Genomic DNA, 14,991 nt, shown 5'->3' with positions numbered 1-14,991 from the left:
TGCCCTGAGGAGGATACCAAATGAACAACGAATGGCCCCTGTGGGAAATCTTCATCCGCGGACAACATGGCATGAGTCACCGCCATGTTGGATCGTTACACGCCCCGGACGCGGAAATGGCGATCAAGAACGCGCGCGATGTCTACACGCGCCGCAACGAAGGCGTTTCGATCTGGGTGGTTGAGGCCAACAACATTTCGGCCTCATCGCCCAGCGACAAAGGTCCGCTGTACGAGCCCAGCGAAAGCAAAGTGTACCGCCATCCAACCTTCTTCGATATTCCCGAAGAAGTGGGGGCGATGTAATGAGTGTTCCGGTTTCCAATGACGCTTTGCTGCAGTTTCTGCTTCGGATGGGGGACAATACCCTGATCCTCGGCCATCGCGTCAGCGAATGGTGCGGTCATGCGCCTGTGCTGGAGGAAGACATCGCGCTGGCCAATACCGCGCTGGACCTGATCGGTCAGACTCAGATGTGGCTGGGTCTTGCGGGAGAGATCGACGGCGGCAAATCCGCCGATGATCTGGCCTTTCTGCGCGACGCCTGGGATTTCCGCAATGTGCTGCTGGTCGAAGTGCCGAACGGCGACTTCGGCCGCACGCTGATGCGTCAGTTCCTGTTTGATGCTTGGCATTCGATCATGCTGGGGCATCTGATGAAATCCTCTGACGAACGTGTCGCGGCGATCGCCGCCAAGGCCAGCAAAGAAGTTAGCTATCACCTCGAACGTTCGGGCGATACGGTTGTGGGCCTCGGCGACGGGACCGAGGAAAGTCATGCCCGCGTGCAAGAGGCGCTGGACTATCTCTGGCCATATGTCGGCGAGATGTTTGCCAGTGACGATGTTGATGCAGAAATGGTTGCGGCGAGGATTGCCCCGAACCCGGCAGATCTGCGCGCAGAATATGACGCTCTGATCGAGCGTGTGCTGTCCGAGGCGACACTAACCATTCCCGAAAGCCGCTTTGCCCATAAGGGCGGGCGCGACGGTCGCATGCATACCGAGCATCTAGGACATCTTCTGACACAGATGCAGTGGCTGCAGCGCGCCTATCCCGGCGCGAAGTGGTAAGGATCAATGCGGGCTTCAACGGATCAGGTGTGGGAATGGCTGGACGCTGTACCAGACCCTGAGATTCCGGTGATCTCGGTCGTCGATCTGGGCATTGTACGCGATGTGCGATGGGATGATGACACTCTGACGGTTACCGTCACGCCGACCTATTCAGGCTGCCCGGCGACCTCGGTCATCAGCATGGATATCGAAACTGCACTGCGTGATCATGGAATCGACGATCTGCGGATCGAGACAAGTATCGCACCGGCTTGGACCACCGATTGGCTCAGCGACAAGGGCCGTGCTCGGCTCGAGGATTACGGCATCGCCCCGCCGCAGCCTGCAGGTGGACCTGAACGCTGCCCACATTGCGGTAGCAAGGCGGTTGAAAAGGTCAGCCAGTTTGGCTCGACCCCTTGCAAGGCCCATTGGCGCTGCACCGACTGCCTGGAACCTTTTGACTATTTCAAGTGCATCTGAGGGAGGATCACCGGATGGCACGCTTTCATGATCTGGAAGTTACCGATGTTCACAAAACCATCCGCGATGCGGTGGTCGTGACGTTGAAACCTGTAAACGGTTCAGCCGATGAATTCGACTTTACCCAAGGCCAGTACCTGACCTTCCGCCGCGATTTCGACGGGGAAGAACTGCGCCGGTCCTATTCGATCTGCGCGGGCAAGGATGAGGGCATTCTGCAGGTGGGGATCAAGCGCGTGGATGGCGGCGCATTCTCGACCTGGGCCAACTCCGATCTAAAGGTGGGCGATACGGTGCAGGCGATGCCGCCGATGGGCAGCTTTTACACCGCAATCGATCCCTCCGCCGAAAAGCATTATCTGGGCTTTGCGGGTGGGTCGGGCATCACGCCGGTTCTCTCGATCCTGAAGACGACGCTTGCCCGAGAACCACATTCGCGGTTCACATTGGTATATGCCAACAAGGGCGTGAACACGATCATGTTCCGAGAGGAGCTTGAGGACCTCAAGAACCTCTATATGGGGCGTCTGAACGTGATCCATATTCTGGAAACAGACGCGCAGGAAATCGAGCTTTTTACAGGTCTGGTCACGCAAGACAAATGTGCCGAACTTTTTGAACACTGGATCGATATTCAGAACGTCGACACGGCTTTTATCTGCGGCCCCGAGCCGATGATGCTGGGCATTGCCTCAGCCCTGCGGGCGCATGGGCTGAACGACGGGCAGATCAAGTTTGAACTCTTCGCCAGCGCTCAACCCGGTCGGGTCAAGCGCAAAGTGAGCGGGGCGGACACGGCATCTCAGGACAACCAGACCAAAACATCAATCACCATGGACGGGGCAACGCAAACGATCACCATGCCGAAGGATCAATCGATTCTCGATGCCGCGTTGGAGAATGCGATGGACGCGCCTTACGCCTGTAAGGCCGGGGTCTGTTCAACCTGCCGCTGCCGAGTGCTTGAGGGCGAGGTCGAGATGGTCGCCAATCACGCATTGGAAGACTACGAAGTCGAGAAAGGATACGTCCTGAGCTGTCAGGCCTATCCGATGACCGACACCGTTGTCGTGGACTACGATCAGTAGACGGAGGGAATGATGGCTGAAGACATGACAATCGAGAGCTATTTGGCAGCGGGTGGTGTCCTGAGTAATCCAACCAACGTGCCTCCGCGCTATCGTGCAGAGCTCATGAAACTGATGGCGACCTTCGTGGACAGCGAACTGGCCGGCGCAGCGAGCTTTGCCGACATCATAAATCTGGGCCCGGGCATCAAGGAACGCATCGCGGCGGCCAAGATTGTGCTGGAAAAGACCGACAACGCAGATCGTGTCCTGAAAATCATGGGCGAGTTCGGAGCCAACACTGACCGCTATGCAAATCACCATCCCTGGACCACACGTCTGGATCGTGATGCGGATATCGGGGCTACGCGGTCCGAACACGACATGCGCCTTGCTGTATTCAACTATCCGATCGAAGGATGGGAAGATGCCGTGGTTATGAACCTGCTGATGAGCCAGGCGGTTGACGTCCAACTCGCCCAGTTTTCGCAGATATCCTATCAGCCTTTGGCCGAGGCCTTCCGCGAGATTTCCCCGATCGAGGCGCGCCATGGGGAGCTTGCGCTTGAGGGTGCGGGCAAGCTGATCGAACAGGGAAAGGCTGCAGAAATGCAAGCGTCGGTCGACTATTGGTGGCCCCGGGTCGCGGCAAGTTTTGGGGCAGGCACAGCCGAGAAAACCGAAACGCTCCGCAAGCTGGGGCTGCGGCAATTAACCGGGATTGAGATGAAAGATCAGTGGACAGTAAAAGCGACCGAACAGATCGAAAAGCTGGGACTTAAAGTACCCTAGCTTTCAAGGTTGGCGTTTACGGCTCAACAACCCATACTTCACGGCCAATCCGCGAAGCGTGCGACGCTTTCGCCGATCTTTCTTCAATGGCTGCTGGGCTTTAGCACCACATTTCCGATTGAACTCAAAAACGTCAATCACCCGCTCGGCGCAGCCACAGGCTTCGCCCAGACCTACTTTGGCGAAATAGAATTTATCGAAACGATCAGGGCGTTGCATGGGTAACCTCCGCCCTTATTGAACCTCATCCTGACCGCAGAGCCAAATCAACTCTGTGCCAACAAGGGTTCAAAGGCCATCAACACCTGATAATGTCAGATTGCTTACCAACGCGGCGTAATCGCTGCGCGCGTTGGCATCCGCCCCGGCATTCCACATGTAGAACCAGTTCAACATTCCGAAAACGGACATGGTCGTGGCCCGAAGCTTGGCCGCATCATCCTTGAAAGTTGCAGGCGAGATGCTGGCGATGATGTCACTGACGAACACCACCAGATCCCTCTGATAGCCACGCAGCAGATTCTGCTGCTCTTCGGGCAATGTGGACATGCCGCTGGTTTGCACGCGATGCTCATCATCCACGCCTTGATAGGCCAGTAGGATTTCCCGCACCACCCGTTTCAAGCGATCCGCGGGTTCCATCCCATCAAGGTCCAAGCCGCAAACCTGGTCACGCAATTGCAGCAGGTAACTGTCGAGAATGTCGAACAGAATGGCGTCCTTGCTGTCGTAGTAGTGATAGATATTGGCCTTGGATATCCCGCACTCCCGCGCCAGCTGAGACATTGACGCCCGATCAAATCCTTCCTGCGCGAAGACGCGGGCGGCGCATTTTAGGATGCGAGTTCGTTTATGGTCGTGGTCTTTTGCTATCGTGCGCGCCAAATCCTGACCCTCCGTCTGTCGCTTAACTGTCCCGATTGTCAATCACACGCCGGGCCTTGCCCTGTGAGCGTTCGACCTCGCCCGGCTCGCCTATATCGATCTCGGTCGAGATGCCAACCACCTCTTTAATCCGGCGAGATAGCATCCGAGCAGCGGCGGTTTTGCTCAGCTCATCGGCTGCATCTGGCGTTGCTTCGACATGCACGCGCATCGCGTCCATCCGGCCAGCTTTATAAAGTTCGATCTGGTAGTAGGGCGCCAGACCGCCGGTTGCCAGAACCTGCTCCTCGATCTGACTGGGGAAGACGTTGACACCCCGCAGAATGATCATGTCATCCGAGCGGCCCGTGATCTTTTCCATCCGACGCATCGACCGCGCCGTGCCGGGCAAAAGCCGCGTCAGGTCACGGGTGCGATAGCGGATCATCGGAAGACCTTCTTTGGTCAGCGTGGTAAAGACCAGTTCACCAATCTCACCGTCAGGCATGACCTCGCCGGTCTGCGGGTCGATGATTTCGGGGTAGAAGTGGTCTTCCCAGATCACGGGCCCATCTTTGGTTTCGACGCACTCATTGGCGACGCCCGGTCCCATGATCTCGGACAGGCCATAGATATCGACGGCATGCATATCGAAAGCCTGTTCAACCTCGGAGCGCATCGAATCCGTCCAAGGTTCAGCGCCAAAGACGCCGACAGCCAAGGAACTTTCGCGCGGATCGAGTCCAGTCTTATGATACTGCTCAAGAATGTTCAGCATATAAGATGGTGTTACCATAATCCCGTCTGGTTTGAAGTCGGTGATCAGATCAACCTGCTTGCCGGTCTGTCCACCGCTCATCGGGACGACCGTGGCCCCCAGTCGTTCGATTCCATAATGCGCGCCCAGGCCGCCGGTGAACAGGCCATAACCATAGGCGTTGTGCACCATGTCGCCCCGGCGCAAACCGCTGGCACGCAATGACCGCGCCACCAGATCCGCCCAGTTGTCTATGTCGCCTTGCGTATACCCCACGACGGTTGGCTTACCCGTGGTTCCCGACGAGGCATGAACACGAATGATCTGCTCACGCGGGACTGCAAACAGACCAAAGGGATAGTTTTCCCTCAGATCGTTTTTGTAGGTAAACGGAAACCGTGCCAGATCACTGAGGGACTGAAGGTCGTCAGGATGCACACCGGCCTCATCAAACCGCTGCCGGTACATAGGCACGTTGTCATAAGCATGGCGCAGCGACCATTTCAGCCGATCCAACTGTAGGTTGCGGATTTCATCAATCGAGGCGATCTCGATCGGATCAAGATCCGCCTTGTTCGGAGTAAGATCCTTCATGCCATCCCCCTCATCTCAGGTCTCGTCAAACACCGGACCCTTGACCGCGCGGGAAAAGCCCCGAAATTCTGCGATCTTTTGTCCGGCTTGGTTGGTTATGGATACGTCATAGATACCGCTGCGCCCTGTCAGGCTCAGTTCCGTTGCGCGGGCCGTCAGCAGATCACCGGATCGCGCGGGCGCGACGTAGCTGATCACATTGTGCTGGGCGACCGTGGACTGGTTGCGACTATTGCAGGCAAAGGCAAAGGCGCTGTCGGCCAACATGAATGTCACGCCGCCATGGCAGATCCCGTGCCCGTTGCAGTGATGGTCAGCCACCTGCAACGCCAGCGTCGCAGCGCCTTCATCCATCTCGACCAGTTCCATGCCTGCCCATTTCGAGGCATTGTCCCGCCCCCACATGGCAGCAGCGGCTTTCTGTGCGCGTTCCTTCGGCGCCATCTCATTCTCCCCGAAATACTGGCGCGCGCTTTTCCAGAAACGCAGTAACGCCCTCGGCATAGTCGACGCTTTCGCCGCAGGTTTTCATTGCGTCCGCCTCAATCTCGAGTTGATCGGTCAGGGTGTTCGTGGCAGCCGCCTGTATCGTCTGTTTCGTCAGGCCAAGTCCCAGCGTTGGACCATTGGCGAACTGTTCCGTTAGCGCGCGCGCCTCGGTCATTAGTTCAGCGTCTGGAATTGCTTTCCAGATCAGCCCCCAATCCGCAGCCTGCTTTGCTGGCAGGGGTTGCCCAGTCAGGGCCAGCCCTTTGGCTCGCGCTTCACCCAGCAAACGTGGCAGATGCCAACTGCCGCCGGTATCAGGTATCAAGCCCACTTTGGAAAATGATTGGATAAACTTGGCAGAGTCAGCGGCAAGTACCACATCACAAGCCAGGGCGAGATTCGCACCCGCCCCGGCGGCAACGCCATTGACGGCGCAGACAACAGGTAATTCCAAAGACCTGATCAGGCGGACCAAAGGCGCGTAGAAGGTGCGAACCGTATAGCCCAAATCCGGCGGACCCTTCATCGTGGCAGGGTTTCGATCGCCCAAATCCTGCCCTGCGCAGAACCCGCGCCCCGCGCCGGTTAACAGCACCGCTCGGGTACCACCGTCACGCGCGGCCTCAAGTGCAGCGCGCAGGGCATAGTGCATCTCATCCGTGAAACTGTTCAGGCGATCAGGGCGATTGAGTGTAATTTCAACCCATTGACCCATATTCTGCGAAATAATCGTGTCGGACATGCCCGGTTCGCTTTTCATAAGTTACAACAAACTTCTTGCATAAACCGAACGGTTGGTCAATAAATTCTATAGCCGTTTGTGACTCGGCGATCGGAAATGCACTTTGGCCAGCGGGCGGAACAGCATTTCTCGTCGTTGATAGTTACAAAACGTACCATTAACACATTCACGACTTGCGATTTTGAGGAGGAGACCCGGTCATGAAATTCACCAAGCTCACCACATTGTTGGCGTCTGCAACCTTGGCGGTGTCCGGCACCATTGCTTTTGCGGCTGACTACACCCTGACAATTTCCAGCTGGGCCCCACCCACCCACGGCATCAACGCAAAGATGTGGCCCAAATTCGTCGAAATGGTAGAGGAGGCCACTGACGGGCAGGTCACCGCAGAGCTTAAGCTGGGTATCGCTCCACCGCCTGCGCAGATGGATCTGATCATGGATGGCGCGGCCGATGCCTCGATTATCTTTCACGGCTATCAACCGGGACGCTTCGTCACCACCAAGCTGGTCGAACTGCCTGGTTACGAAGGCTCGGCCGAGGACGCTTCGGTTGCTTACTGGCGCGCCTACGACAAGTACTTGAAAGCTGCTGACGAGCATCGTGGTGTCAAAGTCATCGCCTTGCACACGCATGGACCCGCGCAGCTGCATTCCAGCGCGCCAGTAACCACTCTGGATGAGGTTTCGGGCCTGAAAGTACGTATCCCGGGTGGCGTTGGCGGAGACGTTGGTGCGGCGCTTGGCGCGACCGGCATTCAGGTGCCCGCTCCGAAAGTCTATGAAACACTGGCATCGAAAGCCGCTGACGGCGTGGTCATGCCACTGGAATCGCGCAAGGGTTTCAAGCTGACCGAGGTTGCGCAGAACGTCTATGAGATGCCCGGTGGCCTCTATCGTGGTTCGTTTGCATTCATCATGAACGAAGACACCTTCGCAGATCTGCCACCCGAGCTGCAGACGGCGCTGGAAGAAAACGTATTCGGTGAACCGCTGAGCCGTGAGATCGGTAAAATCTGGGATGAGATCGACGCCACTGGACGTGAGGCAACCGAGGCGGCAGAAGGCAATGCGATCAACGCTGCCACAGATGCGGATATGGAGAAGTTCTCGGCCATCGCCGAAGACATCCGCGGCAAGGTCATCGCCGAGGTTGACGCAACAGGTGTCGACGCGCAGGCCGCATATGACATGATCAAATCGGAAATGTCCTCGAACTGATCCGACTGCAGGGCGGCTCTTGCGCCGCCCTGACTTACCCTGCGCGAGTTTCCCATGACCCCTATTATTCAGCTTGTGCGCCGTGCCAGCGCCCTTCCCGTGATCGTGGCCTGCATTGCACTGTTTATCCTGATGGTAATGACCTTTTGCGACGTGATCCTGCGTTCGGTCTTCAATGCGCCCATTGAGGCCGCCACCGAGCTGACGCGCATTCTGATGGCAATTCTGGTGTTTTCTGTCCTCCCGATCGTCTCCACCACCAATGGCCATATCGCGGTCGATCTGACAGACGGGTTCTTCCACCGTCTGCATCTGTCGCGTGCGCGGGACGTTGTGATCTATGTGGTCAGCGGCATCATGCTGTTCTGGCCGGTCCAGCGCGTTTGGGTCCTGGCCGAGCGAGCGCGGGATTATGGGGATGTAACCGAATATCTTTCAATCCCCACCTACCTGATCGGCTGGTTCATTACCCTGTCTGTTGCCATCACTGCACTGGTGATGATCGCCACTGGGCTGCTAAAGGCCTTCGCCCCAAATACACTGTCGGAGCCTATGTAATGACCGCAGCGCTAATCGGATTTGCGATTGTATTGATCTTGGTGCTGGTGCGCCTTCCTATCGTCTTTGCCATGGGTCTGGTCGGCACATTGGGATTTGCCTATGAGCGTGGCGGCTCGATCTTTGATGAGCGCGGGATGAAGGCTGCCATGTCCATGGTGGGCCGACAGATCACCGACACTGCGCAGGACTATGGTCTGTCGGTTGTGCCGCTGTTCATCCTGATGGGCCTGTTCGTGAACAAGGGCGGCATGGCGCGCGAGCTTTATGCGGTGTCCAACGCCTTTCTTGGCCACATGCGCGGTGGCATTGCCATGGCGACGGTTGCGGCCTGTGGCGGATTTTCGGCTATCTGCGGATCGTCGCTGGCAACCGCCGCCACGATGTCAAAGGTCGCGATGCCGCAGATGCGGCGTTACGGCTATTCCGATGAACTCTCGACCGCCTCGATTGCCGCCGGTGGTACGCTTGGCATTCTGATCCCTCCATCGGTCATTCTGGTCATCTACGGGTTGCTGACCGAGACCTCGATCGGGAAACTGTTCATGGCGGGCATCATCCCCGGCATCCTCGGCATTCTGTTCTACCTCTTCGCCGTGCGCTGGACCGTCTGGCGCAACCCCGAGGCCGGTCCAGCCGGAGAGCGTGCCACATGGTCCGAACGCATCCGTGCGCTGGGCTCGGTTTGGGCTGTGCTGTTGTTGTTCTTCCTAGTGATTGGCGGGCTTTATGGAGCCTTCGATTTTGAGCCCCTAAACCTGACATTCTCACCCACCGAGGCCGCAGGTATGGGGGCCGCTGGGGCCTTTCTGATTGCACTCTTTCGTGGGGGTCTCACGGTTGGCTCGACATTCGAGGTGCTGAAAGAGACCTGCTTTACCGCGTCTGCCCTGTTTGCGGTGCTGATTGGCGCTCAGATATTCTCAAATTTCATCAATCTGGCCGGTTTGCCCGAAGCCCTGATCGCGATGGTGACCGCCTATGATGTGGCTCCGTTTGTCGTGATCCTGATGATCCTTGGTATCTACATCATTCTGGGTTGCGTCTTCGAATCCCTCTCGATGCTGTTGCTGACGGTTCCGATCTTCTTCCCGTTGGTCACGTCTCTGGGCTATGACCCAATCTGGTTTGGCATCGTCGTCGTGGTTGTCACCGAAATCTCGCTGATCACTCCACCCGTAGGCCTGAACGTCTTCATCCTGAAAGGCGTGGTGGGTGACGTCTCGACCGGCACCATATTTCGCGGCGTCACTCCGTTCTGGATCGCCGATATCTTCCGCCTCGCGCTGATCGTGCTGGTGCCCATCGTGGTGCTGTATCTGCCGCAGCAAATGGGCGCTTTGGGACACTAGTCCCACCGCATCAAACAGGAGAACACCATGTCCCTGCATCAGATTTCCAGCTTCGCCGCTGGTACTTGGGTCGCGCCTGGAGAAGGCGCGCGCACCATCGCATCCGCCATCACCGGCGCACCGTTTGCCAGCGCTGGCAATGCCGCGCTCGACGTGCAGGCGATGCTTGACTATGCGCGCATTACCGGTGGCCCCGCGCTGCGCAAGTTAACGTTCCACGATCGTGCTCGGATGCTCAAGGCGCTGGCGCAAGAGCTTTCGGCGCATAAACAAGCCCTTTACGACCTGAGTTTCGAAACCGGAGCCACGCAGAAGGACCACCTGATCGATATCGATGGTGGCATCGGCACGATGTTTGTCTTTGCCTCAAAAGGCCGGCGCGAGATGCCGGACGCGCAGGTTTATCTGGACGGCGAAATCGAGCAGTTGTCACGCAATGGCACCTTTTTGGGGCAGCATATCTGCACGCCCCTGCAAGGGGTCGCGGTTCATATCAACGCCTTCAACTTCCCGGTCTGGGGGGTGCTGGAAAAGCTGGCCCCGACGCTGCTGGCTGGCGTGCCTGCAATCGTCAAGCCGGCTACCAACAGTTGCTACGTCACCGAACTGGCAGTGCGGATCATGCTGGATAGCGGCATCCTGCCTGCCGGTGCGCTACAGCTGATCTCAGGCGGGTTGGGCGACATGCTCGATCACTTGGATTGTCAGGATGTGGTCAGCTTCACAGGCTCGGCGAACACCGCGTTGAAGCTGCGGCAGACGCCTGCGATCTTGCAGAACTCGGTCCGGTTTGTGGCCGAGCAGGACAGCTTGAACGCTTCCATCCTCGGGCCCGATGCCACGCCCGGCACGCCCGAATTTGACCTGTTCGTCAAGGAAGTCTCGCGCGAGATGACCACAAAGGCGGGCCAGAAATGCACTGCGATCCGACGCATCATCGCGCCCCAGCTGCAGGTCGACGCCATAATTGCCGCGCTGTCTGACCGATTGGCAAATATCACCATCGGCGACCCCCGTTCCGACACCACTCACATGGGCGCGCTGGTGTCGAACGGGCAGAAAGCCGACGTTCTGGAAAAGGCAGCTCTGATCGGGCAAGAGGCTGAACGGGTTTATGGCAACCCCGACGCGTTCGACCTGCACGGCCCTGAAACCGGCGCATTCGTTCCCCCGATGCTGTTTTACTGTGCTGACCCCGACAAAGCGCAGCGCGTGCACGATACCGAGGCCTTCGGCCCAGTTTCGACCCTCATGGGCTACCGCGATCTGGATCATGCGGTGGCACTTGCCAATCGCGGGCAGGGGTCTCTGGTCACGTCGCTGATCACTCACGACACAAAGGTCGCGCACAACGTAGTGATGGGGGCCGCAGCCTATAACGGGCGGATTTACATCAACGACCGCGACTCGATGGCTGAATCGACCGGCCACGGATCTCCGCTGCCCCATATGGTGCATGGTGGGCCGGGCCGTGCGGGCGGTGGTGAGGAAATGGGCGGCGTACGCGGAGTGAAACACTATATGCAGCGCACGGCCATTCAGGGCTCCCCGCGCATGCTTAGTGGTATCAGCACCAAATGGGTACCAGGAGCGCCCGAATTCCAAGGTCCGGCACATCCGTTCACCCGTAAATTTGGTGAGTTGCAGGTCGGCGAGACGCTGCACACAGCCTCGCGAACCATCACGCTGGAGGATATCGAACACTTCGCCAATTTCACCGGCGATACCTTTTATGCGCATATGGACGAGGACGCGGCGGCGCGGAACCCGTTCTTCCCCGGTCGTGTGGCGCATGGTTATTTGTTGCTCAGCTTTGCGGCTGGTCTGTTTGTCGAGCCGAACGAGGGGCCGGTGCTGGCCAATACCGGACTGGATGGGCTGCGGTTCATGAAGCCCGTTGTTGCTGGCGACAGCATCAAGGTGCGCCTGACGGTAAAGCAGAAAACCCCACGCAATGACGATTATGGCGAGGTCCGCTGGCACGTGTCCCTGACCAATCAGGATGACGAACCGGTCGCAGAATACGAACTTTTAACCATGAACGCCTGCTGAGCCGCTATACTACCTGTTTTTCTTATTGGGCCTAATGGGTTAAACTGGGTCCATGACCGAAAAGAGCTCGTGGTTCGAAACGGCTGTGGCCGAACTGGCGGACCCGCAAGACCAGCGGGTCTGGTCGATTATCGTCTCGCTGTTTGGTGACATGGCACAAGAGCCCGGCGCGCAAATCTCGGGCGGTGTTCTGACCCGGATAATTGAGCCGATGGGCATCAAACCCGAAGCGATCCGCGTCGCTCTGCACCGGCTGCGCAAGGACGGCTGGATTGAAAGTGACCGGATTGGACGCGTCTCGCGCCATGTCCTCTCGGAATTCGGCCGGACGCAATCCGCCGCCGTCACGCCGCGCATATATGCGCGCGGTCCTTCGCCCATTGAAAATTGGCATCTTCTGATCGCCGAAGACGGGTCGGGCACTCAGGTGCTTGAGGACGTGATGCTCAGCGATGACTACATCCCCATTGGGCGCAACGTAGCGATGGGTGCGGGTCCCGTTCCAGATCAGTCGGACGGTTTGCTGGCCTTGGACATCTCTCCGCACGCAGCCCCCAAGTGGGTGCAGGATCGGTTGTGTCCACCCGAATTGCGCGGCTCTTGCAAGGCTCTTCTGGGCGCGGTCGAACGCGCCGCGAAGTCCCGTCCCGAAGGCTGGGCGCCTACACCCTTGCAGAGCGCAACACTGCGCACCCTGCTGGTGCATCGGTGGCGGCGCGTCGTGCTACGCCAGCCGGACTTGCCTCCGGCTTTTTATCCTGTGGATTGGGCTGGTCCGGCTTGTCGCGATAGCGTGTTCGGGCTGCTTGATCTGCTGCCACGCCCCTCGGCTGACGTACTGAGCGGTAGTAGTTGACCGCTGAGCGGTCTGTTCAACCATATTATCAGTGCGGCGCACATACCGGGTGCTGGGAGCTTTTCTGACCAAGTCATACCAATTTACACACCAATAATTAGGTTGCGGTTATCTGCCTGCCAATTCAGCCGTTCAGAAAACGCATGGTGCAATCGGGCCCCGGGCAATACCATCGCCTGAGCAAACCTACCGGAGATCCGTGATGTCGATTTTGCTAACGATTGTCTTGTTTCTGATGTCCCTTTTGCTGGGGATGCACATCTGGACTCGTCGCCTAACGCGGCAGGGCACCGAAGTGGTGCCGCAACTGGGGCGGATCGTGCCCGTTCACGGTGGCAGCATTCACTATGTCGAAAAAGGCGACCCTTCCAACCCGACAATTGTCATGATCCATGGCCTATCAGGCCAATTGCAGCATTTTACTTATGCGTTGGTGGATGATCTTGCTCAGGATTATCACGTTCTCGCGGTTGACCGTCCGGGCTGTGGCTATTCCACGCGCGATGCTGCCCAGTTGGCGGAATTGCCCGAACAAGCCCGCATGATCCACGAGTTTCTGGAAATAAAGAACGTCGATCAAGCCACACTGGTCGGTCATTCTCTAGGTGGCGCCGTGTCTCTTGCGATGGCACTGGATTATCCCGACAATACGGCGGCGTTGGCGCTTCTGGCCCCCTTGACGCAACAAATGCCGGAACCGCCCGCCGTTTTCAAACCACTTGAAATCCGTACCGAGTGGCTGCGCAACCTTATTGGCAATACAATCGCCGTCCCGATGGCCCGAAAAACCGCACCCCTCGTCCTGAAAGACGTCTTCGCACCCGAGCCCGCGCCCTCAGACTTCCTGAACCGTGCTGGGGGTGCCCTTGGTCTTCGCCCCTCGGCCTTTATCACCGCTTCACAGGATGTTGTTGGGGTAGAGGCCAGCATGGGTGCCCTGACTTCACGCTATAACGACCTGCGCGTGCCCGGAGGCATCCTGTTCGGCACAGAGGACCCGATCCTGTCCGCCGAGCTACACGGTGCTACAATGACGAAATTCGGCCTGACCTTTGAGGTCCTGGAACACCGGGGTCACATGATACTCATCACAGAACCCGAAGTCTGCGCGCGTTTCATCCGCCAGATCGCCGAGAATTCCCGCACCCGGCTGGCAGAGCAGGACGCGCATTGAATAACGCAATAAAGAATCTCGGCAGGCACGCTTTTCCCTCTTGACCCTCCCCGGCCCCTCGCTTAAATCGCCTCTCACTCGTGGCGGAGTAGCTCAGTTGGTTAGAGCAGCGGAATCATAATCCGCGTGTCGGGGGTTCAAGTCCCTCCTCCGCTACCAAATAACCAACATAACACATTGAAAAAACTGTAAAAAATATTTTTCTTGAGTTTCTACCATCACCCTTACCACTATTTGTCCGATATTCAGCAGCATTTGATCAGTGGAGCTCGAGATTCTCATCTGGCTAGTAAGATTCGAAAACCGCTATAGGACTTCTCCAGAGAGTGGCGGTCGCTAGCTGTCCAGCTTAAACTATATGCCCCTACCCGATTAGAGGTTTTCTGGATACGACCGATGGAACTCAGCTACGCCGAAAAGTCACAAATAACTATGTTCGACTAATCCGCTTTGTCCAAAACCCATCTTCCGTTTGGCTTCAATATTGCATTGGTGTTTTGCAGAGCACTTGATAGCTGTTGACGATCGCAACTCCTTTTCATTTTCTCGGATACCCTTATCCTCAAAAGGTCGAAACTGCACCCGCCTTCGGCCTCCTCTACAGCCTCCTCCAATGTCTCTTTCAATGCCGCCGGAAGTGATGTCCTTCTATCGTCGTTCCAATGCGAAAGATAGACATTCCGCCCACTGCTTACTCGAAGCTCCGAGGAAAGTGAGAGCAAGCTAAACAAAGCCTCCGGATCCATCGTGGGGAGCCCGGGTAGGTATTTATCAATTTCAGATATGTGTATTCCATGATTCAAGGAATTAAGAGTATTGCAGGCATAACTAGCTAACCGCGGTTGGTCGTTTCTCTTGTCTGACGTCAGCGCCCATGGGACAGTTTAGGTCGATTTGATAAGAGAGGGTTTCTGGCTCATCGTAACCGCCAAGGAGT

Annotated in this window: 16 protein-coding genes and 1 tRNA gene; 12 read left to right on the top strand and 5 right to left on the bottom strand. The window is 57.3% G+C overall.

Annotated elements, in window-relative coordinates:
* Positions 1 to 20: 20 nt before the first annotated feature.
* From paaB to ACR0AH_RS20785, 5 genes are read left to right on the top strand one after another with little or no spacing between them, the layout of a single operon-like run.
* On the top strand, positions 21 to 305 hold the full coding sequence (gene paaB / locus ACR0AH_RS20805) for a 1,2-phenylacetyl-CoA epoxidase subunit PaaB (RefSeq protein ID WP_170404692.1): 285 nt from the start codon (positions 21 to 23) through the stop codon (positions 303 to 305).
* Positions 305 to 1,072, top strand: a complete 768-nt coding sequence (gene paaC, locus ACR0AH_RS20800) for a 1,2-phenylacetyl-CoA epoxidase subunit PaaC (RefSeq protein ID WP_480593600.1) — start codon at positions 305 to 307, stop codon at positions 1,070 to 1,072. The genes paaB and paaC overlap by 1 nt, the downstream gene beginning before the upstream one ends.
* 6 nt (positions 1,073 to 1,078) lie before the next feature.
* Positions 1,079 to 1,537 carry a 1,2-phenylacetyl-CoA epoxidase subunit PaaD gene (gene paaD, locus ACR0AH_RS20795; RefSeq protein ID WP_170511230.1) on the top strand — a complete coding sequence of 153 codons (459 nt, stop codon included), beginning with the start codon at positions 1,079 to 1,081 and terminating at the stop codon, positions 1,535 to 1,537.
* Positions 1,538 to 1,551: 14 nt separating this feature from the next.
* Positions 1,552 to 2,625 carry a 2Fe-2S iron-sulfur cluster-binding protein gene (locus ACR0AH_RS20790; RefSeq protein WP_170397725.1) on the top strand — a complete coding sequence of 358 codons (1,074 nt, stop codon included), beginning with the start codon at positions 1,552 to 1,554 and terminating at the stop codon, positions 2,623 to 2,625.
* 12 nt (positions 2,626 to 2,637) lie between these two features.
* Positions 2,638 to 3,396: a Phenylacetic acid catabolic protein gene (locus ACR0AH_RS20785; protein ID WP_480593599.1), complete on the top strand. Its 759-nt coding sequence runs from the start codon at positions 2,638 to 2,640 to the stop codon at positions 3,394 to 3,396.
* Between the two features lie 3 nt (positions 3,397 to 3,399).
* Here the strand turns inward: ACR0AH_RS20785 and ACR0AH_RS20780 are convergent, their stop codons facing one another.
* From ACR0AH_RS20780 to paaG, 5 genes are all read right to left on the bottom strand, one after another.
* The gene (locus ACR0AH_RS20780) at positions 3,400 to 3,615 is read right to left on the bottom strand and encodes a hypothetical protein (protein WP_480593597.1); all 216 of its coding nucleotides are present in this window, start codon (positions 3,613 to 3,615) and stop codon (positions 3,400 to 3,402) included.
* Between the two features lie 69 nt (positions 3,616 to 3,684).
* Positions 3,685 to 4,281: a TetR/AcrR family transcriptional regulator gene (locus ACR0AH_RS20775; RefSeq protein ID WP_480593596.1), complete on the bottom strand. Its 597-nt coding sequence runs from the start codon at positions 4,279 to 4,281 to the stop codon at positions 3,685 to 3,687.
* A gap of 22 nt (positions 4,282 to 4,303) precedes the next feature.
* Positions 4,304 to 5,611 carry a phenylacetate--CoA ligase PaaK gene (paaK, locus tag ACR0AH_RS20770; RefSeq protein WP_170636485.1) on the bottom strand — a complete coding sequence of 436 codons (1,308 nt, stop codon included), beginning with the start codon at positions 5,609 to 5,611 and terminating at the stop codon, positions 4,304 to 4,306.
* Between the two features lie 15 nt (positions 5,612 to 5,626).
* Entirely contained in the window at positions 5,627 to 6,055 is a 429-nt protein-coding gene (paaI, locus tag ACR0AH_RS20765) for a hydroxyphenylacetyl-CoA thioesterase PaaI (protein ID WP_480593595.1), read from the bottom strand.
* 1 nt (position 6,056) lies between these two features.
* Positions 6,057 to 6,842 carry a 2-(1,2-epoxy-1,2-dihydrophenyl)acetyl-CoA isomerase PaaG gene (gene paaG / locus ACR0AH_RS20760; protein ID WP_480593619.1) on the bottom strand — a complete coding sequence of 262 codons (786 nt, stop codon included), beginning with the start codon at positions 6,840 to 6,842 and terminating at the stop codon, positions 6,057 to 6,059.
* A 200-nt stretch (positions 6,843 to 7,042) separates the two neighbouring features.
* Here paaG and ACR0AH_RS20755 point away from each other — a divergent pair, with 200 nt between their 5' ends.
* The 7 genes from ACR0AH_RS20755 to ACR0AH_RS20725 all read left to right on the top strand — a co-directional run bounded on the left by ACR0AH_RS20755 (position 7,043) and on the right by ACR0AH_RS20725 (position 14,213).
* Positions 7,043 to 8,062: a TRAP transporter substrate-binding protein gene (locus ACR0AH_RS20755; RefSeq protein ID WP_480593593.1), complete on the top strand. Its 1,020-nt coding sequence runs from the start codon at positions 7,043 to 7,045 to the stop codon at positions 8,060 to 8,062.
* Between the two features lie 54 nt (positions 8,063 to 8,116).
* Positions 8,117 to 8,620 (top strand): TRAP transporter small permease, encoded by a 504-nt coding sequence (locus ACR0AH_RS20750; RefSeq protein ID WP_170397701.1) that lies wholly within the window; start codon positions 8,117 to 8,119, stop codon positions 8,618 to 8,620.
* Positions 8,620 to 9,972, top strand: a complete 1,353-nt coding sequence (locus tag ACR0AH_RS20745; RefSeq protein WP_170397698.1) for a TRAP transporter large permease — start codon at positions 8,620 to 8,622, stop codon at positions 9,970 to 9,972. Before ACR0AH_RS20750 ends, ACR0AH_RS20745 begins: the two co-directional genes overlap by 1 nt.
* Before the next feature lie 27 nt (positions 9,973 to 9,999).
* Positions 10,000 to 12,024: a phenylacetic acid degradation bifunctional protein PaaZ gene (gene paaZ, locus ACR0AH_RS20740; RefSeq protein ID WP_480593592.1), complete on the top strand. Its 2,025-nt coding sequence runs from the start codon at positions 10,000 to 10,002 to the stop codon at positions 12,022 to 12,024.
* A gap of 52 nt (positions 12,025 to 12,076) precedes the next feature.
* Positions 12,077 to 12,880, top strand: coding sequence for a PaaX family transcriptional regulator C-terminal domain-containing protein (locus ACR0AH_RS20735; protein ID WP_480593590.1), 804 nt, complete (start codon positions 12,077 to 12,079; stop codon positions 12,878 to 12,880).
* Positions 12,881 to 13,082: 202 nt separating this feature from the next.
* Positions 13,083 to 14,054 (top strand): alpha/beta fold hydrolase, encoded by a 972-nt coding sequence (locus ACR0AH_RS20730; RefSeq protein WP_480593589.1) that lies wholly within the window; start codon positions 13,083 to 13,085, stop codon positions 14,052 to 14,054.
* 82 nt (positions 14,055 to 14,136) lie between these two features.
* Positions 14,137 to 14,213: transfer RNA gene (locus tag ACR0AH_RS20725), tRNA-Met, on the top strand.
* Positions 14,214 to 14,991: the final 778 nt, after the last annotated feature.

The organism is Ruegeria sp. AM5 (assembly GCF_056540645.1).
This window is presented reverse-complemented; position numbering and strand designations above follow the sequence as displayed.

What these genes read in the sequence shown, in the direction of transcription:
- paaB (WP_170404692.1), top strand. Translation starts at nt 21, where the DNA reads ATGAACAACGAATGGCCCCTGTGGGAAATCTTCATCCGCGGACAACAT.
- paaC (WP_480593600.1), top strand. Translation starts at nt 305, where the DNA reads ATGAGTGTTCCGGTTTCCAATGACGCTTTGCTGCAGTTTCTGCTTCGG.
- paaD (WP_170511230.1), top strand. Translation starts at nt 1,079, where the DNA reads ATGCGGGCTTCAACGGATCAGGTGTGGGAATGGCTGGACGCTGTACCA.
- ACR0AH_RS20790 (WP_170397725.1), top strand. Translation starts at nt 1,552, where the DNA reads ATGGCACGCTTTCATGATCTGGAAGTTACCGATGTTCACAAAACCATC.
- ACR0AH_RS20785 (WP_480593599.1), top strand. Translation starts at nt 2,638, where the DNA reads ATGGCTGAAGACATGACAATCGAGAGCTATTTGGCAGCGGGTGGTGTC.
- ACR0AH_RS20780 (WP_480593597.1), bottom strand. Translation starts at nt 3,615, where the DNA reads ATGCAACGCCCTGATCGTTTCGATAAATTCTATTTCGCCAAAGTAGGT.
- paaK (WP_170636485.1), bottom strand. Translation starts at nt 5,611, where the DNA reads ATGAAGGATCTTACTCCGAACAAGGCGGATCTTGATCCGATCGAGATC.
- paaI (WP_480593595.1), bottom strand. Translation starts at nt 6,055, where the DNA reads ATGGCGCCGAAGGAACGCGCACAGAAAGCCGCTGCTGCCATGTGGGGG.
- paaG (WP_480593619.1), bottom strand. Translation starts at nt 6,842, where the DNA reads ATGTCCGACACGATTATTTCGCAGAATATGGGTCAATGGGTTGAAATT.
- ACR0AH_RS20755 (WP_480593593.1), top strand. Translation starts at nt 7,043, where the DNA reads ATGAAATTCACCAAGCTCACCACATTGTTGGCGTCTGCAACCTTGGCG.
- ACR0AH_RS20750 (WP_170397701.1), top strand. Translation starts at nt 8,117, where the DNA reads ATGACCCCTATTATTCAGCTTGTGCGCCGTGCCAGCGCCCTTCCCGTG.
- ACR0AH_RS20745 (WP_170397698.1), top strand. Translation starts at nt 8,620, where the DNA reads ATGACCGCAGCGCTAATCGGATTTGCGATTGTATTGATCTTGGTGCTG.
- paaZ (WP_480593592.1), top strand. Translation starts at nt 10,000, where the DNA reads ATGTCCCTGCATCAGATTTCCAGCTTCGCCGCTGGTACTTGGGTCGCG.
- ACR0AH_RS20735 (WP_480593590.1), top strand. Translation starts at nt 12,077, where the DNA reads ATGACCGAAAAGAGCTCGTGGTTCGAAACGGCTGTGGCCGAACTGGCG.
- ACR0AH_RS20730 (WP_480593589.1), top strand. Translation starts at nt 13,083, where the DNA reads ATGTCGATTTTGCTAACGATTGTCTTGTTTCTGATGTCCCTTTTGCTG.